Source organism: Burkholderia sp. MR1-5-21 (assembly GCF_053427715.1).
The window spans coordinates 59,706-83,997 of the sequence record NZ_JBSAXD010000017.1; the positions used below are offsets into that span (position 1 = coordinate 59,706).

The window sequence follows — 24,292 nt, forward strand, 5'->3', positions numbered from 1 at the left end:
CGGAATCCGCAGGCGCGCCGCCGGGTCCGTATCGCGATCCCGGCTTCCGGTCAGCGCGTGCCGCGAACCGAATCGAGCCCCGTCGCCTGCACGACCGGCTGCGCCTGCGGCGACGCGAGATAGTCGAGCAGTTGCCTGGCCGCTTCCGGATGCTCGGCGCCGACCGGAATGCCGCCCGCGAAGCGCGTGACGGACTGCACCGACTCGGGCACCTTGCCGACATACGTGACGCCCGGCACGGGCAGCAGCTCGCTGACTTGCTGGAAGCCGATCTCGTAGTCGCCGGTCGCGACGACCGACGCGACCGGGATCTTCGGCACCATCGACGCCTTCGGCCTGACCGCGTCCTCGATGCCGAGCTTCCTGAACATCTCCTTCTCGATGTAGACGCCGCTCGCGCTGTCGGAGTACGCGACCGACTTCGCGCGCAGCAGCGCATCCTTCAGCCCGTCGACCGTGCCGATGTCGGGCGTCGGCGCGCCCGCGCGCACGACCATGCCGATCCGCGAATCGGCGAGCTCGACGCGTGACGCCGGCACCACCTTGCCTTCGCGGATCAGCCGGTCGAGCGCGTAGCCGACCATGATCAGCACGTCGGCCTTCTCGCCGCGGGCGAGGCGGTTCGGAATCGCTTCCTTCGACTGACCCATCGACGGGCCGGAAATCGTGTCGAGCGTGTCACCGGTCGCGGCCGTGAAGTCGGGGCCGAGCTGCCGGTACGCGGCGGTGAAGCCGCCGGAGATCATCACGCGCAGTTCGTCTGCGTGGGCGGGGAGCGCGGCGGAGGCGAGCGTCGCGGCGGCGAGCCAGCTTGCCGCGCGGCGGAGGAGCAGTCGGGCGTGCATCGTGCGGGAGTCCATAAGCGGGAGCGGGCGCGGCACGCACGGGGCGCGCCGCGGGGAACGTGCGTCAGGCGGCACGCAGCGTGTCGCGGCGGCGGCCGTACAGCATCACCGTCGCGCCGAACGCGCACGCGGCGGCGAAGCCCATCCAGTAGCCGGGCGCGGCCTTGTCGCCGGTCGAATGGATCAGCGCGGTCGAGATCGCGGGCGTGAAGCCGCCGAACACGGCGGTCGCGAGGCTGTACGCGAGCGAGAAGCCGGCGACGCGCACGTCGGCGGGCATCACCTCGGTCAGCGCGGCGACCATCGCGCCGTTGTAGAGGCCGTACATGAACGACAGCCACAGCAGCACGAGCAGCATGTTGACGAAGCTCGGCGCATGCGCGAGCAGCGACAGCGCGGGATACGCGGTCAGCACGTTCAGCGCGGTCATCGCGAGCAGCACCGGGCGGCGGCCGAAACGGTCCGACAGCGTGCCGCCGATCGGCAGCCACACGAAGTTCGACACGGCGACGCACAGCGTGACGAGCAGGCTGTCCGCGGTGCTCAGGTGCAGCACCGTCTTGCCGAACGTCGGCGCGTAGACGGTGATCAGGTAGAAGCTCGTCGTCGTCATCGCGACGAGCAGCATGCCGCCGATCACGACCGCCCAGTTGCGTGCGAGCGTCGCGAACACCTCGCGCGTCCCCGGGCGATGGCGCCGTTGCGTGTATTCCTCGGTTTCCTGCAGGTTACGGCGCAGCATGAAGATCATCGGCACGATCAGGCAGCCGACGAGGAACGGCACGCGCCAGCCCCACGCGGCGATCTGCGCGGCGCTCAGCCATTGGTTCAGCGCGAAGCCGAGCGCGGCCGCGACGACGATCGACACCTGCTGGCTCGCCGATTGCCAGCTCGTATAGAAACCCTTTCTGCCGGGCGTCGCCATTTCCGCGAGATAGACGGACACGCCGCCCAGCTCCGCGCCGGCCGAGAAGCCCTGCAGCAGGCGTCCTGCGAGCACGGCTGCCGGCGCGAGCAGGCCGATCGATGCGTAGCCGGGCACGAACGCGATCAGGATCGTGCCGCTCGCCATGATCGACAGCGTGACGATCAGCCCCTTGCGGCGGCCGACCTCGTCGATATACGCGCCGAGCACGATCGCGCCGAGCGGACGCATCAGGAAACCGGCGCCGAACACCGCGAAGGTCATCATCAGCGACGCGAACTCGCTGCCCGACGGAAAGAACACCGACGCGATCTGCGTCGCATAGAAACCGAACAGGAAAAAGTCGAACTGCTCGAGGAAGTTGCCGGCGGTGACGCGGAATACGGCCGCGGCCTTCGAGCCGGACGGGGTGGCCACGGGATGTGACATCGGGTTGTCTCCGGATATTTCATTGGGCGACGTCCGGGCGAGCCGGAACGAAGCGCACATGTTCGTCCCGATCGGCGGCCGCGATAAGTGCATTTTTCCGAACGATTGATGCACGGAGGTTATCAATCGGCGCGCGCGGGTCGGCTCGTCCGCCACGGCGCGAGTGGCGGAGCATTTGGTCTGGTCAGACCGGTAGGATCGATTTGGTGCATCGGCGCGCGCCGCGAACGGGCAACGCCGGCGGCCGGCGCCCAATCATGCACCGCAATAAGGAATGCGGATTGGTGCAACAGCCGGCGGTTGCTTGCGGGGCAAGGCTTGCGCGGCGATGGCCCGGTTATTGCTGAAGAGGGCGTGGCCGCGCAACGGTTGCGCGCAGCCCGACGACAGACGAGACAAGGAAGACTCACCGTGAACCACCCGACGACGACCCGACCGTTCCCCCGACGCGCATGGCTGGCAGCGCTGATCGCCGCGCCCGTGATGGCGCTCTTCGCCGCCGCGCCCGCGCATGCCGACGCGCTCGACACGATCACGAAAAGCGGCGCGCTCCGCGTCGCGGTGCCGGAGGACTACCCGCCGTTCGGCTCGGTCGGCACGGACATGCAACCGCAGGGCTACGACATCGACATGGCCGACCTGCTCGCGAAATCGCTCGGCGTGAAGCTGAAGCTCGTGCCCGTGAACAGCGCGAACCGGATTCCGTATCTGACGACCAACAAGGTCGACATGGTGATCTCGTCGCTCGGCAAGACGCCGGAGCGCGAGAAGGTGATCGATTTCTCGAGCGCGTACGCGCCGTATTTCCAGGGCGTGTTCGGGCCGGCCGACGTGAAGGTGGGCGCGCCCGCCGACCTGAACGGCAAGACGGTCGGCGCGACGCGCGGCGCGCTCGAGGAGATCGCGCTGTCGCAGCTCGCGCCGAACGCGACGATCAAGCGCTTCGAGGACAACAACGCGACGATCCAGGCGTTCCTGTCCGGACAGGTGCAACTGATCGCGGCCGGCAACATCGTCGCGGCGGCGATCCTCGCGAAGAACCCGCCGCGCCGGCCGGAGGTGAAGTTCGTGATCAAGAATTCGCCGTGCTTCGTCGGCGTGAACAAGAACGAGCCGCGTCTGCTCGCGAAGATCGACGACGCGATCGCGCATGCGAAGCAGGACGGCACGCTGAGCGCGATATCGAAGAAGTGGCTCGGCCAGCCGTTGCCGGCCGGGCTGTAAGCGATCGCCGTCGCGCCCGCGACGGCGCGGCGGCGGCCGGCATCGCCGGCGCCGCTGCCGCCGTCATCGTCTGAACCGGACTTTTCCCACCTGTCATGAGCTATCAGCTTCAATTCGGCGAGCTGGCCGACTACGCCGGCATGTTCGCGAGCGGCGCGGCCACCACGCTCGCGCTCACGGCTGTCGCGACCGTGCTCGGCATCGCGATCGGCGTGCTCGGCGCGGCCGCGTACAGCGCCGACGCGCGTGCAGCCGTGCGGCTGCGCCCGCTGATCGGCGCGTACGTCGAGGCGATCCGCAATACGCCGTTCGTCGTCCAGCTGTTCTTCATCTTTTTCGGGCTGCCCGCGCTCGGCGTGCACATCGGCGAATACACGGCCGCGATTGTCGCGATGACGCTGAACCTCGGCGCGTATTCGGTCGAGATCGTGCGCGCGGGCGTCGCGGCCGTGCCGAACGGGCATCTCGAGGCGGCCGCCGCGCTCGCGATGTCGCGCGCGCAGATGCTGCGCCACGTGGTGCTGCCGCAGGCGCTCGCGAAGGTGTTTCCCGCGCTCGCGAGCCAGATCGTGATCACGATGCTCGGCTCGGCCGTCGTATCGCAGATCTCGGTGGCCGATCTCACCTATGCGGCGAGCTACATCCAGTCGCGCAACTTTCGCGCGTTCGAGACGTATTTCGTGATCACGCTCGGGTATCTGGCGATGGCGCTGCTGTTGCGCGCGGCGCTCGGCTCGATGGGGCGCCGCCTGTTCTCCCGCCGTGTGCGAGGTGCGCGATGACCGATTTCACGTTCGGGCAGATTCTTGCGAACCTGCTGCTCGCCGCGCGCTGGACGGTCGTGCTGTCGATCGTATCGTTCGTGTCGGGCGGCCTCGTCGGCCTCGGGCTGCTCGTGATGCGCGTGTCGAGCTCGCGGGTACTGCGCGGCTGCGCGAAGCTGTACATCGAGGTGTTCCAGGGCACGCCGCTGCTGATGCAGCTGTTCGTCGTGTTCTTCGGCCTGCCGCTCGTCGGCCTCGACGTGCCGCCGTGGGTCGCGGCCACGGCCGGCCTCACGTTCTTCACGAGCGCGTATCTCGCGGAAATCTGGCGCGGCTGCGTCGAGGCGGTGCCGAAAGGGCAGTGGGAAGCATCGGCGAGCCTCGCGATGAGCTACGTCGAGCAGCTGCGCCGCGTGATCCTGCCGCAGGCCGCGCGCATCGCGATCGCGCCGACGGTCGGCTTCGGCGTGCAGGCCGTGAAGGACACGGCGCTCGTGTCGATCATCGGCTTCACCGAACTGACCAAGGTCGGCACCATGATCTCGAACGCGACGTTCCGTCCGTTCATCGTGTACGGGCTCGTCGCGCTGATCTATTTCGCACTCTGTTATCCGCTCACCCGTTACGCGCGCACGTTGCAAAGGAGATGGCATGCCGCTCGTTGAAACCCGTGGTCTCGAAAAGAACTTCGGCACCCATCATGTGCTCAAGGGCATCGATTTTTCCGTCGAGCGCGGGCAGGTTGTATCGATCATCGGCCGCAGCGGCTCGGGCAAGAGCACGCTGCTGCGTACGCTCAACGGGCTCGAGAGCATCGACGCGGGCACGATCGCGATCGATGGCGAACGCGTCGATGCGCGGCACGCGGACCTGCGCGCGCTGCGGCTCAAGGTCGGGATGGTGTTCCAGCAGTACAACCTGTTCCCGCACCTGAGCGCGGGGCAGAACGTGATGCTCGCGCAGTCCGTCGTGAAGAAGATGCATCGCCAGCAGGCGCGCGCGATCGCGGAGCTGATGCTCGAGCGCGTCGGCCTCGGCGACAAGTTCGACGCGTATCCGGAACAGCTGTCGGGCGGGCAGCAACAGCGCGTCGCGATTGCGCGTGCGCTCGCGATGAAGCCGAGCGTGCTGTTGTGCGACGAGATCACGTCGGCGCTCGATCCCGAGCTCGTCGGCGAGGTTCTGGGCGTCGTCGAGCAGCTCGCTCGCGACGACATGACGCTGATCATGGTCACGCACGAGATGCGCTTCGCGCGTGCCGTGAGCGACAAGATCGTGTTCATGCATCAGGGCAGGGTGTGGGAGAGCGGCACGCCGGAGGAGATCTTCGAGCGGCCGGAGACGGTGGAGTTGAAGCGGTTCCTGCAGTAGTGGAGTGGGGAGGCGCGACGACGCGTGATGAGCATGACGTCGGCATCGTCGACGACCTGATCGATGACGGTGTTCGGATTGCCGCGTGCGTGGGTGCAACGATCTCCTGCCGGCCGCCGCAATGCGCTTGTGGCCCGGTGCGTACCGCGGTATCGTCCCGAGGGCCGTTGCCCGATCCACCCTCCCGGAGAACCCACGTGTCCGCCCCCGCTCCCGCCGTGCTGCGCTTCTCGACCGATCACCGCGACCTCGACATCGACGCGGTCTACGACTTCCTGCATCGCGACGCGTACTGGTCGAAGGGCATCCCGCGCGACGTGTTCGACCGGTCGATCGCGCATTCGTTGTGCTTCGGCGCATACGTCGCGGATAAACAAGTCGGGTTCGCGCGGCTGGTCACCGATCACGCGACGTTCGCGTATCTATGCGACGTGTTCGTCTTTCCGGGCGAACGCGGCAACGGCTACGGCCGCGCGCTGATCGACCATGTGTTCGCGCAGGAGATGGTTCAGGGCCTGCGCCGCATCATGCTGGTGACGAGCGACGCGCACGAACTGTATCGCCCGGTCGGCTTCGAACCGCCGGCCAACCCCGAGCGCTTGATGGAGATCCGCCGCCCGGACATCTATTCGCAACGCTGACACGCGCAACGCTGACGCGCGCGGCGCGACCGCGACGCGGCGCTTACAATACACGCTCTTTGAATCGCCGAAGGAGCGCATCATGACCGAACAGGAAGCCGAACAACTCGCGACCCACCGCCATTACAAGGGCGGCTTGTATCGCGTGATCGGCGTCGCCCGTCATTCCGAAACGGAAGAATCGCTCGTCGTGTACGAGCATCTGTGGCCGCATGCGCGCGGGCTGTGGGTGCGGCCGGAAACGATGTTCAACGAAACCCTCGAAGACGGCACGCCGCGTTTCCGCAAGCTGCGCGACTGAACGCTTGCGCCGGCTGGCCGACGTCGCCGGTCGCCCCCGGCCGATCACACGTCGCCGGCAGCACCTCGCCGGCCGCAACGCGCCAGCCGCACTTAGGCGGCCACAATTCGCCGGCCACACCTTGCCGGCCGCAACGCGCCAGCCGCACTTGGCCAGCCACACCTCGCCAGCCGCACGTAGCCGGTCATACGTGGCCAGCTCCACCTCGCGGGCTGCACTTAGCCAGTCGCGTCTCGCCAGCCGCACCTAACCGGCACCGCCCGGCTCCCGGCCGGATGGGCGTTTCTGCATCGCCAGCGCGAAGAAGCGCCGGATCTCGTCCATCAGCTCCGCGCGCGCCGACGCAAAGTCGAACGCGCGCCGGCTTTCCTGCGCGTAGCGCTGCCGCCAGTCGTCCGCCGCGTGCCGCGCCTCGCGGGCGCGCAGCGCATCCAGCTCCGGCGTGCGCAGCGCGTGATCGGCGATCAGCGTGACGCCGTCGCGGCTCACTTCCAGCACGCCGCCCGCCACGAGGATGCGGCGATGCTCGCCGGTCGGCGCGTCGACGAGCGTCACGACGCCGGGCCGGATGCGCGTGAACAGCGGCGCGTGATGCGGATAGATGCCGAGCTCGCCGCTCTCGCCGGGGACGCTGACGAAGTGCGCGTCGCCGGCGTACAGCACCTGCTCGACGCTGAGGATGTCGAGTTTCATCGAAGTGCTCAACGTGAATCTCCTTCAGACGGCCGCCGCGCCTGCGACGATTTCGCACAGCTCGGTGGTGATCTGCGCCTGCCGGGTCTTCTGATACAGATGCCGAAGGTCGCGCAGCATGCGGTCGGCGTTCTCCGTCGCAGTCTGCATGCTGAACATCCGTGCGCATTGCTCGCATGCATAGTTCTCGGCAACGGCCTGATAGAACGTCGCCTCCACATAGCGCAGCAGGAGCGTATCCACCACCGGCTTCGGCCCCGGTTCGTACAGATAGTCGGATAACACGCCGCCGTCGGCCGGCTCGTCGCCGTCGAAGCCCGTGACGGGCAGCATCCTGTCGATCCGCGGTTCGTAGGTCAGCGGGCTCGTCAACCGGTTGTAGGCGACGTGCACCTCGTCGAGCTCACCGTTGACGAAAGCGGTCAGCGGAACGAGCAATGCACCGAGCAGCGCATCGAAGTGCGGCTCGCCGGCGACGCTGCCGGCGCGTGCCGTGATGTTCGCGCCGTAGCGCGCCAGCGGCGCGATGCCGCGCGCGCCAATCACGCTCAACTCGCATGCGACGCCGGCCGCGTCCCATCGTTCGAGCGCATCGACGCACCGGACGAGAAGCCGCGCGTTGAGCGGGCCGCACAGCCCGCGATCCGTGCTGACGACAATCAGGCCGACGCGGCGTACCGTAGGGTCCACCGTTGCGCGCCGCGCCATCAACGCCGACACATGATCGGGGCGGTCGCGGATCATGCGCTCGACCATCTCCTTGATCCTTGCCGCGTACGGCCGGAAATCGCGCGCACGCTTCTGCGCGCTCGCCATCTTGGTGCGCGCCATCATTTCCATCGCCCGCGTGATCTTGCGCGTGGACGACGTGCTGGCGATCTTCGAGCGGATTTCACGAATGTGCATGGCTTCCCGGCGGAGAGGGGCGCCGGGTTGCGCCGGCGCGCGGTTGCGGTGCGGCGCACGGGGCGTCGCCGAAAATACATCGCGGTGGCCGGCCGTCGTGCCGTCATCGCGAAATTGATGCTATCGGGACTTCACCTGAAATGATTGACGAGAATCAAACGACCATCCGACGTCTGCCGCAAGAATCCATTGCGTGTGCAACGTCCGGCGAGCGCGGTTCGTCGTCGTCGCGGCTGTCCTTCGCTGGTCGAAAGCCGGGCGTTGTCACGCATGCGTCACATTCTGTCGCGCATCCTGATCCCTTGTACACGTGACCACGGAGGTCTGCCCGATGTCGGAAACCCGCCAGCATCAGAAATACGAAGCATTGATTGCACGCTGCCGCACGCTTCGTCCGGTGACGGTCGCGGTTGCGCATCCGTGCGACGAGGTGTCGTTGCGCGCGGCCGTCGACGCAGCGCACGCCGGCATCATCGTCCCCGTGCTGGTCGGCCCGATCGCACGCATGACGGCGCTTGCCGCGACGCTCGGCATCGACTTGTCCGGCTATCGGCTGGTCGATGCGCCGCACAGCCACGCGGCGGCGGCATTGGCCGTCGAGCAGGTGCGCACCGGCAACGCGGACGCGCTGATGAAGGGCAGCCTGCATACCGACGAACTCCTCGCGGAAGTCGTGCGCGCCGACACGGGCATCCGTACGGAGCGCCGTCTGAGCCACGTGTTCATCATGGACGTGCCGACCTATCGCAAGCCGCTGTTCATTACCGACGCGGCGGTCAACATCCGTCCGACGCTCGAGCAGAAAGCGGACATCGCGCAGAACGCGATCGATCTGGCGCGCGCGCTCGGCATCGACCGACCGAAGGTCGCGATCCTGTCGGCCGTCGAGACGGTCAGCTCGAAGCTGCCGTCGACGCTCGACGCGGCGGCGCTCTGCAAGATGGCCGAGCGCGGCCAGATCACGGGCGCGACGCTCGACGGTCCGCTCGCGCTCGACAACGCGATCAGCCCCGAGGCCGCGCGCGCCAAGCATCTCGGCTCGGACGTCGCGGGCGATGCGGATATCCTGCTCGCGCCCGACCTGGAGGCCGGCAACATGCTGGCGAAGGAGCTGACGTTCCTCGCGAATGCCGATGCGGCCGGCATCGTGCTCGGCGCGCGCGTGCCGGTCATCCTGACGAGCCGCGCCGACAGCGAGCGCACGCGGATGGCGAGCTGCGCGGTCGCGGCGCTTTATGCGCATGCGACGCGCCCGCCGGGAGACCGCGCGAGCGCCGCGCAACCCGTCGAGGAACCTGTCGAGGAACCTGTCGAGGAACCTGTCGAGCGAGCCGTCGAGCAGGTCGTCGAGCAGCCCGCCGTGCAACCGATCACACAGTGAGGACGCCGCGATGCGACATCCCGTTCTCGTGCTGAATGCCGGCTCGTCGAGCCTCAAGTTCTCGGTCTACGACACGCTCGAAGACGGTTCGCTCGACGCGGGCGCCCACGGGCAGGTCGACGGCCTGCACACCGCGCCGCACCTCGTCGTCAAGGATGCACACGGCGTCAAGCTGGCCGACTGTCCGGTCGCGCAGCCGGGCCACCACGGCGCAATTGAAGCGCTGCATGCATGGTTTGCGGCGCACGTCGGCCGTGAAGACGCGTTCGACGGCGTCGGACATCGGGTCGTGCACGGCGGCGCGCGCTTCTCCGCGCCGGTGCGAATCGACGACGACGTGCTCGCGGCGATCGCGGCACTGTCGCCGCTGGCACCGCTGCACCAGCCGCATCATGTCGACGCGATCCGCGCAGTCAGCGCGGTCGCGCCGGACCTGCCGCAGGTCGCATGCTTCGATACTGCGTTCCATACGACGGTCCCGGCGATCGAGCGCGAATTCGCGCTGCCGCGCGCGCTGACTGCGCAAGGGATCGTCCGCTACGGATTTCACGGCCTGTCGTACGAATTCATCACGACGGCACTCGCCGGGATCGACGCGTCATGGGCGCAGCGGCTGACGATCGTCGCGCATCTCGGCAACGGTGCGAGCCTGTGCGCACTCAAGCATGGCAAGAGCGTCGCGACGACGATGGGATTCACGGCGGTCGACGGTCTGCCGATGGGAACGCGTACCGGCTCGCTGGACCCGGGCGCGATCCTGTATCTGCTGCGCCACGAAGGAATGTCGATCGACGACGTCGAACACCTGATCTACGAGAAGTCCGGCCTGCTCGGCGTGTCGGGCATCTCGAGCGACATGCGCGAACTGCTCGCGAGCGACGTGCCGTCGGCCGCGCATGCGATCGACCTGTTCGCCTATCGCGCCGCGCGCGAAATCGGCGCGCTGGCCGGCGTGCTCGGCGGCCTCGATACGCTCGTGTTCACCGCCGGCATCGGCGAGAACGCGCCGCGCGTGCGCGAACGCATCTGCCACGCGGCCGCGTGGCTCGGCGTGACGCTCGACGACGCGGCGAACGATGGCAACCACCCGGTGATCTCGAGCGCCGCGTCGCGCGTGACGGTGCGCGTGATCGGGACCGACGAAAACCTGATGATTGCGCGGCACACGCGCCGCGTGCTGGACCGCGCGTCCGTTCCCACCCTGCAGTCCGCTACCTGAGAGAGCCATGAAATCCAGCGAATCCACTGCATCTGCGAATCTCGCTCCCGCATTGCCGATTTTCTGGCCGATGGCCGCCGCCGCGACGATGTTCAAGGTCGGCTCGGAAATGACCGCGCGCAATCTCCGCTTCCTCGCGGAGGAGGAGAAGCTGCATTTCGAGCTGCATCCCGCGCTCGCCACCGCGAACCGGCCGCTGCTCGAACTGCGCACGATGACGTTTCGCGACTATTCGATCGCGCCCGGGAACGGGCACGGGCACGGGCGAAACGGGCTGCATGGCCTGCCGACGATTGTCGATGCGCCGTATGCCGGCCATAGCGCGATGATCGCCGACTACCAGCCGGGCCAGAGCCTGATGGAGACGCTGCGCGACCATGGCGTCACGCGGCTGTACCTGACCGACTGGCGCTCGGCGACCGAGGACATGAAGGATCTCGAGATCGACCAGTATCTGGCCGAGCTGAACGTGTGCGTCGACGAGCTCGGCGGCCGGGTCAACCTCGTCGGGCTGTGCCAGGGCGGCTGGATGTCGGCGATGTACGCGGCGCGCTTTCCGCACAAGGTCGCCAGCCTCGTGCTCGCGGGCTCGCCGATCGACACGGACGCGGGCGACGGCCCGATCAAGCAGATGGTGCACACGTATCCGACGTCGTTCTACGAGGAGCTCGTCGAGATGGGCGGCGGGCTGATGTGCGGCCGCTTCATGCTGCGCGGCTGGAAGAACATGCATCCCGACCAGCACTATCTCGCCGAGCACGTCGATCTGTACGAACACCTCGACGATCCCGACTATCTGCGCAAGCGCGAGGCGTTCGCGAGCTGGTACGAGAGCCCGATCAACCTGCCGGGCCGTTGGTACCTGCAGGCGATCGTGCAGCTCTTCAAGGAGAACCGGCTCGCGAAGGGCACGTTCGTCGCGCTCGGCCGCACGCTCGACCTGAAAGCGATCACGTGTCCCGTCTACCTGCTCGCCGGCGAGGCCGACGACATCACGACGCCGGAGCAGGTGTTCAACGCACGCGACCATGTCGGCACGCCCGCGTCGCAGGTGACGAGCCAGCTCGTGCCCGGCGGCCACATCGGGCTGTTCATGGGCTCGCGCACGCTGAAGGATGCGTGGCCCGGGATCGCCGCGTGGATTGCGGCGCAGAAGTAGACGGCGAACGGAGCGCTATGTGCGTTTCTCGCGAGCGACGCGGCGCGCGCGATCACGGGCGGCACGCACTATGTCGACGCGGGGATGCACGTGCTCGGGTAGGGACTGTTCACGCCGATAACGGGCCTGTGACGGCGCGCCGGCGCACCTCGCTGCCTTGCGGGAGCCGGCGCAGCCGACGGATTCACGCGCCGGCCAGCGCCGCCGCCAGCGCCGCCGGCGCATCCCCGACCGTAACCTCCGGCGTGCCGTGCCATGCCGCGAGTTTCTTCACCGCCTTCGCGACGTCGTTCGCGAGCCCCGAGCCGATCCGCACGGCCGGTTCCATGTGCACGGCTTTCAGTTCGAACGTGCCGAGCGCACGATGCGCTTTCGCGTCGACGCGGCCGACCAGCCGTCCGCGATGCAGCACCGGCAGGCAGAAGTAGCCGTAGCGCCGCTTGTGCGACGGCGTGTAGCACTCGATCGTGTAGTCGAAGTCGAACAGCGTGGACGCGCGCCGCCGGTCCCATACGACCGGATCGAACGGCGACAGCAGCGTCGTGACGGTCGAGCGCAGCGTGTCCGCCTGCGCGTCGGGCAGCAGCGCGTCGAGCGAGCGGTGCACCCAGGCCGGCTCCTTCCAGCCGTCGACGGCGACCGGAATCAGCTCGCCCGCATCGGCGAGCGCGTCCAGCTCCGCGCGGTACGAGCGGCGCGGCAGCCGGTAGTAATCGGCGACCCAGTCGGCGCGCACGATGCCGAGCACGCGGCACGTGGTGTCGAGCAGCGCCGGCAGCACCGCTTCGCGCGGCGGCAGGTCGCGCGCATCGTCCCAGCCGGGCAGGATGCGTTCGCGCACGTCGTACACGCGCTGGAAATTGCGGCGCTCGGCCACCATCAGGTCGCCGGTCGTAAACAGCACCTCGAGATGGCGCTTCTCGGGCTTCCGGTCCCACCAGCCATTGCCTTTCACGCCGTCCTCGCGCACGAAGTCGGCCGAGCGCACGGGGCCGTCCGCGCGGATCCGCGCGAGCAATTGCTCGATGTCCGCGCGGTGCCGGTCGTGCCAGTCGGCCGCGTATTTCCACCCCATGCCCGACGGGTCGAGCATCTTGTAGCGCATCAGGCCGAATTGCTCGATCGGCAGGAAGCACGCCTCGTGCGACCAGTACTCGAACAGCTGCGCGTCCGCGAGATGCTCGTCGAGCCACTGCGGCGCGAACGCGCCGAGCCGGCTGTACAGCACGAGGTAAGGGCTGCGCGCGACGACATGAATCGTATCGATTTGTAACTGCGCCATCCGGCGGATCGTGTCGAGCACGTCGGCCTTGGTGGCCTTGCGGCGCGGCGGAGTCAGCAGGCCCTGCGCGGCGAGATGCAGCGCGCGGGCGGCAGCGGGCGAGAGCGTGAGCATCGGCATGGAGGGATCGGGTGTGGGTCGGGCACCACTTTAGCGCGATTGCGGCGCGTGCGCTCGACGTGCGCTCAACGTGCCATTGCGCGGCATCTGACAATCGTTGACAGACGCATTGTTCAAGATTCCCTATAGTTCGTTCCAGAGCGCGCGGCAACGTGCGCACCCATTCCGCTTCCGACGCACGATATGTCCATGGCACGCAGGAAGCGAATCCGGGATTCTCAACCCCCAACGCGAGACCCGGTGCCCTGAGCGGACATCCATGCGGCTGAGCACCGGCCCCGTGTGGATGTCCGCTGATTTTTTTCTCTTCCCGCTTTCCGGCTTTCCCGCTTGCGCTACGCGATCAGCGCCTGCCGCGCGCGACCTCGTCGCCGGCATTCGGCGGCAGCCGGCGCGTGATCGGAATCGACGCGAACGAGCACAGCCCGACCACGACGAACGCGGGCCAGAAATCCGACCACACCATCTTCTGGTGCCCCTGCGCCCAGTGCGACACGTGCAGCACGAGCCCCGCGACCGTCACGCCGAGCCCGAGCGACATCTGCTGGACGACGCTGCCGAGGCTCGTCGCGCGGCCGGCGTCGCGCGGCGAGATGTCCGCGTAGATCACCGAATTGAGGCTCGTGAACTGCAGCGCGGGGAAGATCCCGCCGACCAGCACGATCAGCCAGATCGCCCACGTCGCCATTCCCGGATGGAACACGCCGTACGCGGCGATCGCGAGACCCGCGAATGCCGCGTTGTACATCAGCACCGTGCGGAACCCGAAGCGGCGCAGCGTGCGGGTGGCCGTCGTGCGGCTCAGTGCGCCGCCGAGCGCGGATGCGCAGGTGATCAGCCCCGAATGGAACGCGGTCATCCCGAGGCCTTCCTGCAGCGCGAGCGGCAGCAGGAACGGCACCGCGCCGAGGCCGATGCGGAACAGCGAGCCGCCGACGACGCTCGCGTGATAGGTCGGGATGCGCAGGAACGTGAGGTCGAGCACCGGCCGCTCCTTGCGGCGCGCGTACGGCACGTAGAGCGCGAGCATGGCGCCGCCCGCGACGCACATCGTCAGCGCGTTGCTTCGCGTGGTCAGCGCGCCGTCGATCAGCGTGAGGCCCATCAGCAGCAGCGCAGCGCCGCTCGCGGACAGCAGGAAGCCGAACCAGTCGAGCGGGCCCGGATCCGGCTCGTGCGTGTTCGCGATGTGCTTGCTGGCGAGGTAGATGCCGTACAGGCCGATCGGCACGTTGATGAAGAAGATCATCCGCCAGTGCAGGTACGTCGTGATGAAGCCGCCGAGCAGTGGCCCGACCGTCGGGCCGAACAGCGCGGGAATCGCGAGGTAGTTCATCGCACGCACGAGATCCGCGCGCGGCACCGCGCGGAAGATGATGATGCGGCCGACCGGCACCATCATCGCGCCGCCGACGCCCTGTACGAAGCGCGCGAACGTCAGCAGGCCGAGCGAATTGGACGCGGCGCACAGCAGTGAGCCGGCGACGAAGATGCCGATCGCGGTGCGGAAGACGGAACGTGCGCTGAAGCGGTCGGCGAGCCAGCCGCAGATCGGGATGAACACGCCGAGCCCGACGACGTAGGCGGTGATCGCGATGTTCAGTGTGACGGGGCTATGCCCGAAGTCGCGCGCCATCGCGGGCAGGGCCGTGACGATGATGTTCCCGTCTACGCTTTCCATGAACAACGCACAGGCAACGATGAGCGGTGCAAGAAAGACGGGCGACATGAGCGGGGCGCGCGTAAAGACGCCATTATGCATGGATTGTTGCTGGCGCGCCACGCGCGGCAACGCTTGTTCCGCATGTTGGGACAGTCGTTCTTTTTGCGTCGCCGTGAAAAAAGACGACTGCCGTCCGCGCGCCACGTGACGTGAAGCCGGCGCGACACATGCCGCGAAACTTGCATGCCGCGCACGTTTCGTGCCACAGTCGGCCTCACTTGCGGAACATAACGACGCGCACCGGTCGACGGCCATCGACACGCGCGCACCGCGCGAACGGAGACCTCGTGCCGATCCACTCACCACCGAAAGGAGGGGATACGTCATGACGTCACGTCGTGCCGCATCGACCGCATCGCCATTCGCGCCGCCTTTGCGGCGCATCCGCCGGGCCGCCGCGCTGGCTGTCACGTATCTCGCCATCGCAGGCTGCGCCGCGCAGGCCGACAACGCGAGCCAGGCGAGAAACCAGGCTGCCGCCGCAGCCGTCACGTCCGCCGCGATTCCTGCCGCGACGCCCGCCGCGACCGCCGTACTGCCTCCCCCGAGCGAGCTCTACGGCGACCTGTTCGTCGCGGTGCAGACCGCACGGCGCTATCCCGACCAGAAGACCTTCGTCGACGCGATGCCGGACACCGATCCCGCGACGATCATGCAGTTGTATCAGCAACAGAAATCGCAGCCGGGCTTTTCGCTGAAGATGTTCGTCGACCGGCACTTCACGCCGCCCGTCGACCAGGGCGTGACGCCGCCGCCGAACCAGACGCTGCGCGAGCACATCGACTGGCTGTGGCCGAAGCTCACGCGCACGAGCGCGACGGTGCCGCCGTACAGTTCGCTGATCCCGCTGCCGAAGCCGTACGTCGTGCCGGGCGGACGGTTCCGCGAAGGCTACTACTGGGATACGTACTTCACGATGCTCGGCCTGCAGGTGTCGGGCCGCGAGGATCTCGTCGACGGCATGCTCGACAACTTCGCACATCTGATCGATACGGTCGGGCACGTGCCGAACGGCAACCGCACGTACTACGCGAGCCGTTCGCAGCCGCCGTTCTTCGCGTACATGGTCGCGCTCGCCGCGCAGGTCGAGGGCGACAAGGTCTACCAGAAGTACCTGCCGGCGCTGCGCAGCGAATACGCGTACTGGATGCAGGGCGAAAGCACGACACCGCGCGGCGGCGCGACGCGTCACGTGGTCGCGATGCCCGACGGCGCGATCCTGAACCGCTATTGGGACGCGAGCGACACGCCGCGCGACGAGTCGTATCTCGAGGACGTGCAGACCGCGAGAGGCGCATCCGGGCGGCCCGCGAACGATGTGTGGCGCGACCTGCGCGCGGGCGCCGAAAGCGGCTGGGACTACAGCTCGCGCTGGCTCGGCGACGGCAGGACGCTCGCGACGATCCGCACGACGTCGATCGTGCCGGTCGACCTGAACAGCCTGATGTTCCATCTCGAGACGACGATCCGCAAGGGCTGCACGATCGCGCGCGACACGGCGTGCGCCGCGGATTTCACTGCGCGCGCGCAGCGGCGCGCGGCGGCGATCAACCGTTATCTGTGGAACCGCCGCGGCTATTACGGCGATTACGACTGGCAGCGGCGTGAGCCGTGCGATGCGGTTACGGCGGCGGCGTTGTACCCGCTGTTCGCGGGCGTCACGTGGCCGGAGCGCGCGAAGGCGACCGCCCGCGAGGTGCGCAACACGCTGCTGCAGCCGGGCGGCCTCGCGACGACGACCGCAACGACAGGCCAGCAATGGGACGCGCCGAACGGCTGGGCGCCGCTGCAGTGGATCGCGATCGACGGCCTGCGCCGCTACGGCGAGCCCGCGCTCGCGAAGGAGATCGGCACGCGCTTCCTGGCGAGCGTGAAGCACGTGTATGCGACCGAGGGCAAGCTCGTCGAGAAATACGTGGTCGAAGGCGCCGGCGCGGGCGGCGGGGGCGGCGGCGAGTATCCGCTGCAGGACGGCTTCGGCTGGACCAACGGCGTCACGCTGAAGCTGCTCGCGCTGTACGGCGGGTGACGGGCACGGGCTGCCGTCGTGAACGACGGGCGGCGATCAAGGTCCGGCGGCGAAGCGCCGCCGGACCTTCCCGCGTCAGAACGTGATCGTCGTCCGCACGCCGACGACCGTTTCGTCGCCGATGCGCGCGCCCGGCGCGTTCGGGTTGGGGATGCCGCCCGACGGACGGAAGAAGTGCTGCAGGTCGGCCTGCAGCTGCCACCACGGCGTGACCTGGTACTGATAGGTCGCCTCGACGACCGTCTCCGAGCTGCGCACCGGATAGCCGGGCGTCGTGTACGTGCCGACGGCGCTGTCGAACGCGCTCGCGTGCGAGCCGATCTTCGCGTAGCCGACCGCGAGGCCCGCGACGTCGTTGTCGCGGCCCGCGAACGGCGCCTTCAGCGTGACGCCCGCGTTGATCGCGAGGTCGACGACGTTGCGGTCGCCGGGCGCGCCCATCACGCGTGCGAACACGCCGACCGAGCGCGGGCTGTCCGTCGCCGGACGCCACACCATCTGGTCCGCGACCGCGTAGAACCCGTAGTTGCCGCGATGGCTCACCGGCACGCCGTTGCTGGCCGGATTCGCGAGCGACAGGCCGTCCGTGCCGTCGCTCAGGTCGTCGAAGTGTTGCGACTGGTACCAGACGCCGAGCTTGTACGTGCCCGGCAGGCCGGCCGGCTGCGGCGCCTTCGGGTCCGTCGGCGGCGCGTTCAGCGCGTACTGGACTTCGCCGATCACGAGCGCACCACTGCGCAGGTTGAAGTTCGTGCCGTGCGCGTTGAGCTGCTGCGGATCGCCGTTCAGGCGGCCCGCCGGGTTGCCGTCGAACACGCCGGCCAGCACCGTCCACGAATCGGACGGCTTCACGCGCAGCCGCACGCCGAGCGACGACAGCGGGTACGCGGGGCCGCCCGCGGGCAGGTCGGCCGATGGCAGCACGGGCCAGCCGAACGTCGCGTTCATGAACGACGCCGCGTACTGGCTCACCATGAATTCCTGGTCGAGACTTTGCTGGCCGACCTTCACGTCGACCTTGCCGTCGAGGAACGCCTGCTGGTACCAGAGCTCCCACAGGCGCGTGGTCGAATTCGCCTCGATGCCGGTGCCGGTCTGCAGCGTCTGCAGATAGCGCTGCGTGAGGTTGGTGCCGTGGATCTGCAGCCCCGACACGTTGAACGTGCCGCCCGGCAAGCCGATCGCCTTGCTCGTGTCGACGTTCAGGCCGAACTGCGTGAGGCCCTGGTACGCGCCGCCGCGCTTCGTGCCGCCCGACGTGTTGTACAGGTACTCGCTGGTTTCCGTCAGGTTCAGCGTGACGCCGTGATCGCCGAGCACGTCGCGCAGGCCGCCCATGTTGCCGAGCAGGTTCGAGCGCTCCCAGAAACCGGTGGGCGCCGGCGCGGCAGCATCGGCGGCCGGCGCTTGTGCGGCGGCGGCATCGCTCGCGCCGGCAGCCGGCTCGGCGGCGGGCGCAGCGGATTGCGCGAACGCGGGCGCGGCTGCAAGTGACAGCAGCAGCGTCGCGCACGCGTGGAGACGGGGCTTGCGCAGTGTGGGTTCGATATTTTTCTTCATACGAGTTCCGTTGACGGATTGGTTAGTGAGGCTAACGAAGCAAACCGGTGATGCGAGGATGAAAGGGGGCTGCAAGACGATATGCGCGGGCGGTACGTGGCACACGGCCCGTCCGTGCTGCGCCGTCCGCGATGCCGACGACGCTGACGATGCGATTACGACAGCCAGCCGCCGACGCGCCAGACCTGCGTGAATCCGAGGCGCGACGCAGCCGCGCACAGCAGCGCAACGAGCGCCACGGCGGCGGCCATGATGCCGAGCATCGCGCAATCGAGCGCGCGGGTCGGGATCAGCGCGTGCGCAAGCGTGGCGCCGCGCCAGTTGCTGACGGCGTGCGCAAGCGGCGAGACCACCGAGACGAGCGAGCGGTCGCACGCGACATGCACCACGCGCTTGAGTTTGACCGCGAACGATTGAAAGAACATGACGTTGCCTCCGTCCGGTCCGGCGGCGAAGCCGGACGACGTGATGGACCCCGGGCGCGCGCGGTGCGGCCTGAGATCGGCGTTTGAAACGTGACGGAGCGTGCGACGGACGAACCGGCGATGGCCGGCCCGGATGGAAGCGCGCTAACCCGACAAATGCGAGCTAGCGGCGAAGGACATGCCTAGGGCTGCTGCTATCTCGCGATGGCTTGGCCGGCCTGGACCGGCGTCGAACTGCAACTAGAGCATGTGTCCACGGAGGGACTCCTGTGTTGAATTGCGGCGGATTGTAGTCGGGGCGTTTGCTGCGGCGCAAGTAAAAATCGCACAAAAATTTTCGGATGTCGTGTGAGCGTGTCGTACGCACATCGCGGCGGCTGGCTGTGACGGGTTTCGACCCGCGCGATCGGTCAGCGGTGTCGTCCGGAGCGTTGCACACGCACACCGGCCGTCGGCCGCAGAAGCCCGCACTGTAAGGTTAAGGCTTGTATTGGCAGGGGCGAATCTTTCAGTGCCGCAACGGCCCGAAATTTTTTTGAGAAATGGGGATTCAAGGGGTTGACTTGCGTTTCGAGCCGTCCCTAGAATCCGCCATCTTCATTTTGGGGCGAACGCCTTGGACGCTTGCAGTAGTCGACCTTCGAACGAGTTTTCCGCCTGAGCGACCGACGTCCGCGCCTTTCCAACGCCGCCGTTTGTCTCCCAGGCAAACGGTGCGCGCAGCAGTAAATCGCAGTAACTCCCTACGTGCACCCTGATTCGCGCCAGAAACGCGTGATGCGATCGCGCATGCGCCATCTGGTTTCGCCGCCGCCCGGCATGCGGCCGCGTTCGCGCACGCCTATCGAAGGCCTGCGCACGCGGTATCCCGCATGCCAGACGGCGGTCAACCGTGTTCCTCCGGAACACCGAACAGGAGCCGCCATGAACGACAGTGACAGTTGTCCCTTATGCCGCCAGACCCTTTCAAACCCGGGTCGCAGGGACAATCCGGCCAACTAGCCTGAATCCGCTCAGGCGCCGGACTGGCCCCGCGCCCACGACGCGGCGGGCACGCCATGTGCTGCCGCACGGAGCCAGATCATGAACTTCGGCCTTCTGCTGTCGCAACTCCCGCAAGTGACGGAATCGCGTCCCCACTACGACGCGATGCTGTCCCTCGATTCCCGTCAGCCGGCAATCGTCCGCCTGCTGAACCAGCTGAAATCGTTAGTCCGATAAACGCCGAGCGCGCCTCGGCATGCGCATGCGCGGCCGCCGTCATGCGGCTGTGCACGCTTATGCCAAGGTTACACGCTTGTCAGATAACCATTAGCCGTACGGAACACATCATGTCCACACCATCCAACGTTTCTCCACCGATCGCCGCTGAACGCAGCGCCGTGCTCGACGAAGCCCATCTGGGCGACATCCGCGGCGCATTCGGCACCATCGCGCACCACGACACCGCCGCGCGCGGCACGTGGTGGGCGCGCCTGCGCACGCTGCTCGCCATTCTCGGCCCGGGCCTCATCGTGATGGTCGGCGACAACGATGCCGGCGCATTCGGCACCTACACGCAGGCGGGCCAGAACTACGGCACGACGCTGCTGTGGACGCTGCTGCTGCTCGTGCCCGTGCTGTTCGTGAACCAGGAAATGGTGCTGCGCCTCGGTGCGGTCACGGGCGTCGGCCATGCGCGACTGATCTTCGAACGTTTCGGCAAGTTCTGGGGCGCGTTCAGCGTGATCGACCTGTTCCTGCTCAACGCGCTGACGATCGTCACCGAGTTCATCGGCATCACGTTCGTGCTCGATTTCTTCGGGCTGCCGAAGGTCGCGGGCGTGTGCGTGGCCGCGGCGCTGACGATGGCGGCGGTCAGTACCGGAGACTTCAGGCGCTTCGAGCGGTTCGCGGTGGTGCTCTGCGTGCTCAGCCTGATTCTCGTGCCGGTGCTCGTGACGATCCATCCGCCTGTCGCACAGATGACGCGCGACTTCTTCGTGCCGAACTGGCCCGCGCATTCGAAGCTTTCCGACGTGATGCTGCTCGTGATCGGCATCGTCGGCACGACGGTCGCGCCGTGGCAGCTGTTCTTCCAGCAGAGCTACGTGATCGACAAGCGCATCACGCCGCGCTTCATGAAGTATGAAAAGGCGGACCTGTGGATCGGCATCGCGTTCGTGCTGATCGGCGCGGTCGCGATGATCGGCTTCAGCGCCGCGCTGTTCCAGGGTCATCCGGAATTCGGCAACTTCACCGACGCGGGCGGCATCATCGCCGGCCTCGAGAAATACGCGGGCCGCACGAGCGCGACGCTGTTCGCAGTCGCGCTGCTCGACGCGTGCATCATCGGCGCGGCGGCCGTGTCGCTGTCGACCGCTTATGCGATCGGCGACGTGTTCAAGATCCGCCACTCGCTGCATCGCAACGTGTCGGACGCAAAGGGCTTCTATCTCGTGTATTTCGGCATCGTGGCTGCCGCCGCGGCGATCGTGCTGATTCCGGGCAGCCCGCTCGGCCTGCTGACGGAAGCGGTGCAGACGCTCGCGGGTGTGCTGCTGCCGAGCGCGACGGTGTTCCTGCTGCTGCTCTGCAACGACAAGCAGGTGCTTGGGCCGTGGGTCAACTCGACGAAGCTCAACATCTTCACGGGCGCGGTGATCTGGGTGCTCGTGATGCTGTCGATCATCCTGACCGCGTCGGTCATGTATCCGGACATCAGCGGCGACGCGATCCTCGACGTGCTGATCGGCGGCAGCGTGTTCGCGATCGTCGGCTACCTCGCGACGGTGCTGATCCGCCGCAACAAGCGCGTGATCGAGCCGGGCGTCGACCGTTCGCTGCGCGACACGTGGCGCATGCCGCCGCTCGACACGCTCCGGCCGCAGGTGATGACGCTGTCGACGCGGATCTGGATGGGCGTGCTGCGCGGCTACCTCGTGATCGCGGTCGGTCTCGTGATCGTCAAGGTCGTGCAGATGATGCTGGGCAAATAAGCTTTGGCAAGGAGGCGGCGCTGGACCCGGCACCGCGCGCCGCTTCCCGTGCATGCCGGCCCTTCGAGGCCGGCATGTGCGTTTACGGCGTGCCGATCCGCGTGCGCCGTGCCCGGCGCGGCCCGATTCGGATGGGTCGAGATCGGTTCAGATCAGTTCGAGCTTCGACGTCAGGTAAGTGAGCTGGATCCGGTTCGCGACGCCGAAGCGCTTGCGCAGCTTGCGAAGGTGATAGTCGACGTTGTGCGCGCTGGTGTCGAGGCGCCGGCCGATTTCCTTGTCCGATGCGCCTTCCGCGATCCCGAGCAGCAGCTCCTGCTCGAACGGCGTGAGGCCGTTCACCGCGCGTTCGCGCGACGTCGCGATCAGTTGCGGCGACGCGAACTTGTGCACCGACAGGCCGATCGACAGCGCCTGCTCGACCGTCGCCTGCGTGATCCATTCGCGCGTGCGGCGCGGTGCGGTGAAGCTCATGAACGCATGCAGCCGCGTGCCGGGCACCGCCATCGCATACATGATCCCGCTGCACATGCCGTCGTCCTGCATCGTCTGCAGGAACCCGTCGAGCGCGGCGGGCGTGTCCTGGGTCTCGTATACGCCGCCGTCGCGCGGTGAGTGGTGCCTGCGCAGCTGCTGCAGGTCCCAGACGATCGGCATGTTGCACACGCGCGCGCCGAGCGTGCGCGGATCGATGTCGTGATGGCTGTGGCGCACATAGTCGCCGCGATAGGTCGACGGCGTGAACGCTTCGTGCAGATAGAGACTCTCGACACGCTCGTGCGCGAACTCGAGCGCGAAGTACGCGAACGTCGAGAAACCCGTCAGGTGCAGCAGGCTCGTGACGATGCGGTTGCGCTCGGCGGTGCTCTGCGCGAGCGCGAGCGTGTCCGCGACGCCGAGCCGCGGCGCGTGCGGCTGCGCAGGCTCGCGGCGCTGCACGTCGTCGCACCAGACGACCTGCACCGGGCGCGCGCGCAGCGCGTCGGCGCGGCTCGTTACTTCGCGCGAAGGCATTTGAAAGCTGCGGGCGACTGCTTCTTGATGCAAGGCAATATCGGACATGAGCCATCCCTCGGAACCGACGCGCATCGCCGTGCGTGCGCCGTCGCGTGAACGGCGGGTCGCGGCGATGCGATCGAGCATCGTTATTGATATGCGCGGATCGTCATCCTGACGAAACGCGGGGGCATTGTACAAAAAATGCCTGTGTGCGCGTAATATGCCGTAATACTAATCGCGCTGAAAGGGTTATCCGTCAGCGCGAATCCCATTCGAATAAAAAACCATAAAGAAAAGACCAGATCGTGACGGGGCTGCGGTATTCACATATTGGGAAAGGGGCAGGCTCCTCATGACACATGCTGACGGCACACCACTCGTCGAGTGGTTCTCGCAGGCCGATATCGCGGCCGCTGCCGCTTATTCGGCCGACTATCGCGAAGCCAATAAGGACGTTTTTACCTTGATTCAAAATGCGCCAGGTAAATCCGACCTGGGCGCACTCGACTTTTCGCAATGCCATGCGCGTTTGCGGCAAATCGGTTTCAGCACGCTCGGTTATGGCGCTTATGAAATGATCGGGCGGCGCGTGCTGTGCGCGCATCTGCTGCGCGATCTCGCGCCGCCGACGTTCATGCAGCCGTATATCGAAGGGATGCTCTACGAAAACGACCCGCGTTTCGCGCAGGTGCGGCAAAGCGGCTTTCCGGTTGCATGGCGGCTCGACGAGATCGACGCGGCCGCGCAGCGCAGCGGCGATCGCAAGGTGCTCGCGCTCGCGGGCCATCTGCGCGCACATGCGATGAACAGCGGCGTGATCTTCAGCCTGTCGGCGCCGCGCCTCGAATTGCGGGTCGCGGTGACCCTGACGTCCGAGACGCACGGCACCGACTGGATCGACGATCGCGTGATCGGCGGCGCGCTGTCGGTGAGCCTCGCCGTGCATCGCGCCGCGCTGCCGTTCCTCGAGGCGCGCATCGCGCGCACGCGCGGCTTCGCGCTCGGCGACGAGCAGCAGCAGGTCCTCGAGCGGCTCGTGCACGGGCTGTCCGACCAGGAGATCGCGAGCGCGCTGCGCACGTCGCTGCACAAGGTCGGCCATCACATCCGCTCGCTCGAGAGACTCTTCAACGTGCAGAACCGCGCGCAGCTCGCATATCTCGCCGCGCGGCGGCTGTCGTCGTGATGGGAGCGGTTCCTGCGGTGCGCGCCGAACCGCGTCGCCGGGCGCGCCGCCCGGTTTCGTAGTCGGATTCGTTTGACCCTGACCGTCCCGCTTTCGCGCTACGAGGCGGGTCCGTTTTTCCTCCGTTTCGCG

22 protein-coding genes and 1 pseudogene are annotated in these 24,292 nt (G+C 67.4%); 14 read left to right on the forward strand and 9 right to left on the reverse strand.

What is annotated here, in order from left to right:
- Window positions 1-50: 50 nt before the first annotated feature.
- On the reverse strand, window positions 51-845 hold the full coding sequence (locus ACV229_RS22710) for a substrate-binding domain-containing protein (RefSeq protein ID WP_448085355.1): 795 nt from the start codon (window positions 843-845) through the stop codon (window positions 51-53).
- A gap of 64 nt (window positions 846-909) precedes the next feature.
- Window positions 910-2,199: a tricarballylate/proton symporter TcuC gene (gene tcuC, locus ACV229_RS22715; RefSeq protein WP_448085356.1), complete on the reverse strand. Its 1,290-nt coding sequence runs from the start codon at window positions 2,197-2,199 to the stop codon at window positions 910-912.
- Window positions 2,200-2,682: 483 nt separating this feature from the next.
- On the opposite strand from tcuC, the gene ACV229_RS22720 reads away from it, so the two are divergent.
- The 6 genes from ACV229_RS22720 to ACV229_RS22745 all read left to right on the forward strand — a co-directional run bounded on the left by ACV229_RS22720 (window position 2,683) and on the right by ACV229_RS22745 (window position 6,500).
- Window positions 2,683-3,423: a transporter substrate-binding domain-containing protein gene (locus ACV229_RS22720; protein WP_448085454.1), complete on the forward strand. Its 741-nt coding sequence runs from the start codon at window positions 2,683-2,685 to the stop codon at window positions 3,421-3,423.
- Window positions 3,424-3,518: 95 nt separating this feature from the next.
- On the forward strand, window positions 3,519-4,205 hold the full coding sequence (locus ACV229_RS22725) for an amino acid ABC transporter permease (protein WP_448085357.1): 687 nt from the start codon (window positions 3,519-3,521) through the stop codon (window positions 4,203-4,205).
- Window positions 4,202-4,852: an amino acid ABC transporter permease gene (locus ACV229_RS22730; RefSeq protein ID WP_448085358.1), complete on the forward strand. Its 651-nt coding sequence runs from the start codon at window positions 4,202-4,204 to the stop codon at window positions 4,850-4,852. Before ACV229_RS22725 ends, ACV229_RS22730 begins: the two co-directional genes overlap by 4 nt.
- A complete protein-coding gene (locus tag ACV229_RS22735) occupies window positions 4,839-5,558 on the forward strand; it encodes an amino acid ABC transporter ATP-binding protein (protein WP_448085359.1) in 720 nt (239 codons plus the stop codon). Before ACV229_RS22730 ends, ACV229_RS22735 begins: the two co-directional genes overlap by 14 nt.
- Before the next feature lie 197 nt (window positions 5,559-5,755).
- The gene (locus ACV229_RS22740; RefSeq protein WP_448085360.1) at window positions 5,756-6,199 is read left to right on the forward strand and encodes a GNAT family N-acetyltransferase; all 444 of its coding nucleotides are present in this window, start codon (window positions 5,756-5,758) and stop codon (window positions 6,197-6,199) included.
- A gap of 82 nt (window positions 6,200-6,281) precedes the next feature.
- Window positions 6,282-6,500, forward strand: coding sequence for a DUF1653 domain-containing protein (locus ACV229_RS22745; protein WP_448074735.1), 219 nt, complete (start codon window positions 6,282-6,284; stop codon window positions 6,498-6,500).
- A gap of 246 nt (window positions 6,501-6,746) precedes the next feature.
- On the opposite strand, the gene atpC is transcribed toward ACV229_RS22745, so the two are convergent.
- Together atpC and atpG are read right to left on the reverse strand one after the other, a co-directional pair.
- On the reverse strand, window positions 6,747-7,205 hold the full coding sequence (atpC, locus tag ACV229_RS22750; protein WP_448085361.1) for an ATP synthase F1 subunit epsilon: 459 nt from the start codon (window positions 7,203-7,205) through the stop codon (window positions 6,747-6,749).
- Between the two features lie 12 nt (window positions 7,206-7,217).
- On the reverse strand, window positions 7,218-8,099 hold the full coding sequence (gene atpG / locus ACV229_RS22755) for an ATP synthase F1 subunit gamma (RefSeq protein ID WP_448085362.1): 882 nt from the start codon (window positions 8,097-8,099) through the stop codon (window positions 7,218-7,220).
- A gap of 331 nt (window positions 8,100-8,430) precedes the next feature.
- On the opposite strand from atpG, the gene ACV229_RS22760 reads away from it, so the two are divergent.
- From ACV229_RS22760 to ACV229_RS22775, 4 genes and pseudogenes are all read left to right on the forward strand, one after another.
- A complete protein-coding gene (locus tag ACV229_RS22760; RefSeq protein ID WP_448085363.1) occupies window positions 8,431-9,480 on the forward strand; it encodes a phosphate acetyltransferase in 1,050 nt (349 codons plus the stop codon).
- A gap of 10 nt (window positions 9,481-9,490) precedes the next feature.
- Window positions 9,491-10,699 carry an acetate/propionate family kinase gene (locus ACV229_RS22765; protein ID WP_448085364.1) on the forward strand — a complete coding sequence of 403 codons (1,209 nt, stop codon included), beginning with the start codon at window positions 9,491-9,493 and terminating at the stop codon, window positions 10,697-10,699.
- Window positions 10,700-10,769: 70 nt separating this feature from the next.
- Window positions 10,770-11,858, forward strand: coding sequence for an alpha/beta fold hydrolase (locus tag ACV229_RS22770; protein ID WP_448085455.1), 1,089 nt, complete (start codon window positions 10,770-10,772; stop codon window positions 11,856-11,858).
- A 9-nt stretch (window positions 11,859-11,867) separates the two neighbouring features.
- Window positions 11,868-11,960, forward strand: a pseudogene (locus tag ACV229_RS22775) (SDR family oxidoreductase); the annotation flags it as partial.
- A gap of 82 nt (window positions 11,961-12,042) precedes the next feature.
- On the opposite strand, the gene ACV229_RS22780 reads toward ACV229_RS22775, so the two are convergent.
- Window positions 12,043-13,254 carry a winged helix-turn-helix domain-containing protein gene (locus ACV229_RS22780; RefSeq protein WP_448085456.1) on the reverse strand — a complete coding sequence of 404 codons (1,212 nt, stop codon included), beginning with the start codon at window positions 13,252-13,254 and terminating at the stop codon, window positions 12,043-12,045.
- Window positions 13,255-13,603: 349 nt separating this feature from the next.
- Window positions 13,604-14,989 carry an MFS transporter gene (locus ACV229_RS22785; RefSeq protein WP_448085365.1) on the reverse strand — a complete coding sequence of 462 codons (1,386 nt, stop codon included), beginning with the start codon at window positions 14,987-14,989 and terminating at the stop codon, window positions 13,604-13,606.
- A gap of 319 nt (window positions 14,990-15,308) precedes the next feature.
- On the opposite strand from ACV229_RS22785, the gene treA reads away from it, so the two are divergent.
- A complete protein-coding gene (gene treA, locus ACV229_RS22790; protein ID WP_448085366.1) occupies window positions 15,309-17,012 on the forward strand; it encodes an alpha,alpha-trehalase TreA in 1,704 nt (567 codons plus the stop codon).
- Window positions 17,013-17,087: 75 nt separating this feature from the next.
- On the opposite strand, the gene ACV229_RS22795 is transcribed toward treA, so the two are convergent.
- Entirely contained in the window at window positions 17,088-18,572 is a 1,485-nt protein-coding gene (locus ACV229_RS22795; RefSeq protein ID WP_448085367.1) for a carbohydrate porin, read from the reverse strand.
- A gap of 155 nt (window positions 18,573-18,727) precedes the next feature.
- Entirely contained in the window at window positions 18,728-18,997 is a 270-nt protein-coding gene (locus tag ACV229_RS22800) for a hypothetical protein (RefSeq protein ID WP_448085368.1), read from the reverse strand.
- Between the two features lie 1,083 nt (window positions 18,998-20,080).
- Here ACV229_RS22800 and ACV229_RS22805 point away from each other — a divergent pair.
- Both ACV229_RS22805 and ACV229_RS22810 read left to right on the forward strand, forming a co-directional pair.
- The gene (locus ACV229_RS22805; RefSeq protein ID WP_448085369.1) at window positions 20,081-20,218 is read left to right on the forward strand and encodes a hypothetical protein; all 138 of its coding nucleotides are present in this window, start codon (window positions 20,081-20,083) and stop codon (window positions 20,216-20,218) included.
- A gap of 110 nt (window positions 20,219-20,328) precedes the next feature.
- Window positions 20,329-21,975 carry an Nramp family divalent metal transporter gene (locus ACV229_RS22810; protein WP_448085370.1) on the forward strand — a complete coding sequence of 549 codons (1,647 nt, stop codon included), beginning with the start codon at window positions 20,329-20,331 and terminating at the stop codon, window positions 21,973-21,975.
- Window positions 21,976-22,122: 147 nt separating this feature from the next.
- Here ACV229_RS22810 and ACV229_RS22815 read toward each other — a convergent pair whose 3' ends face one another.
- Complete coding sequence (locus ACV229_RS22815) at window positions 22,123-23,037, reverse strand: helix-turn-helix transcriptional regulator (protein ID WP_448085371.1); 915 nt, start codon at window positions 23,035-23,037, stop codon at window positions 22,123-22,125.
- Between the two features lie 289 nt (window positions 23,038-23,326).
- Between ACV229_RS22815 and ACV229_RS22820 the strand changes: the two genes are divergently transcribed.
- Entirely contained in the window at window positions 23,327-24,160 is an 834-nt protein-coding gene (locus tag ACV229_RS22820) for an autoinducer binding domain-containing protein (protein WP_448085372.1), read from the forward strand.
- Window positions 24,161-24,292 lie beyond the last annotated feature (132 nt).

Excerpts from the sequence above, each read along its gene's own strand:
- ACV229_RS22745 (WP_448074735.1), top strand. The coding sequence starts at position 6,282 with ATGACCGAACAGGAAGCCGAACAACTCGCGACCCACCGCCATTACAAG.
- ACV229_RS22770 (WP_448085455.1), top strand. The coding sequence starts at position 10,770 with ATGGCCGCCGCCGCGACGATGTTCAAGGTCGGCTCGGAAATGACCGCG.
- ACV229_RS22785 (WP_448085365.1), bottom strand. The coding sequence starts at position 14,989 with ATGTCGCCCGTCTTTCTTGCACCGCTCATCGTTGCCTGTGCGTTGTTC.
- ACV229_RS22810 (WP_448085370.1), top strand. The coding sequence starts at position 20,329 with ATGTCCACACCATCCAACGTTTCTCCACCGATCGCCGCTGAACGCAGC.
- ACV229_RS22710 (WP_448085355.1), bottom strand. The coding sequence starts at position 845 with ATGCACGCCCGACTGCTCCTCCGCCGCGCGGCAAGCTGGCTCGCCGCC.
- ACV229_RS22730 (WP_448085358.1), top strand. The coding sequence starts at position 4,202 with ATGACCGATTTCACGTTCGGGCAGATTCTTGCGAACCTGCTGCTCGCC.
- ACV229_RS22815 (WP_448085371.1), bottom strand. The coding sequence starts at position 23,037 with ATGTCCGATATTGCCTTGCATCAAGAAGCAGTCGCCCGCAGCTTTCAA.
- ACV229_RS22765 (WP_448085364.1), top strand. The coding sequence starts at position 9,491 with ATGCGACATCCCGTTCTCGTGCTGAATGCCGGCTCGTCGAGCCTCAAG.
- ACV229_RS22725 (WP_448085357.1), top strand. The coding sequence starts at position 3,519 with ATGAGCTATCAGCTTCAATTCGGCGAGCTGGCCGACTACGCCGGCATG.
- treA (WP_448085366.1), top strand. The coding sequence starts at position 15,309 with ATGACGTCACGTCGTGCCGCATCGACCGCATCGCCATTCGCGCCGCCT.
- tcuC (WP_448085356.1), bottom strand. The coding sequence starts at position 2,199 with ATGTCACATCCCGTGGCCACCCCGTCCGGCTCGAAGGCCGCGGCCGTA.
- ACV229_RS22780 (WP_448085456.1), bottom strand. The coding sequence starts at position 13,254 with ATGCTCACGCTCTCGCCCGCTGCCGCCCGCGCGCTGCATCTCGCCGCG.
- ACV229_RS22720 (WP_448085454.1), top strand. The coding sequence starts at position 2,683 with ATGGCGCTCTTCGCCGCCGCGCCCGCGCATGCCGACGCGCTCGACACG.
- atpG (WP_448085362.1), bottom strand. The coding sequence starts at position 8,099 with ATGCACATTCGTGAAATCCGCTCGAAGATCGCCAGCACGTCGTCCACG.
- ACV229_RS22805 (WP_448085369.1), top strand. The coding sequence starts at position 20,081 with ATGAACTTCGGCCTTCTGCTGTCGCAACTCCCGCAAGTGACGGAATCG.
- ACV229_RS22735 (WP_448085359.1), top strand. The coding sequence starts at position 4,839 with ATGCCGCTCGTTGAAACCCGTGGTCTCGAAAAGAACTTCGGCACCCAT.
- ACV229_RS22820 (WP_448085372.1), top strand. The coding sequence starts at position 23,327 with ATGACACATGCTGACGGCACACCACTCGTCGAGTGGTTCTCGCAGGCC.
- ACV229_RS22760 (WP_448085363.1), top strand. The coding sequence starts at position 8,431 with ATGTCGGAAACCCGCCAGCATCAGAAATACGAAGCATTGATTGCACGC.
- ACV229_RS22800 (WP_448085368.1), bottom strand. The coding sequence starts at position 18,997 with ATGTTCTTTCAATCGTTCGCGGTCAAACTCAAGCGCGTGGTGCATGTC.
- ACV229_RS22795 (WP_448085367.1), bottom strand. The coding sequence starts at position 18,572 with ATGAAGAAAAATATCGAACCCACACTGCGCAAGCCCCGTCTCCACGCG.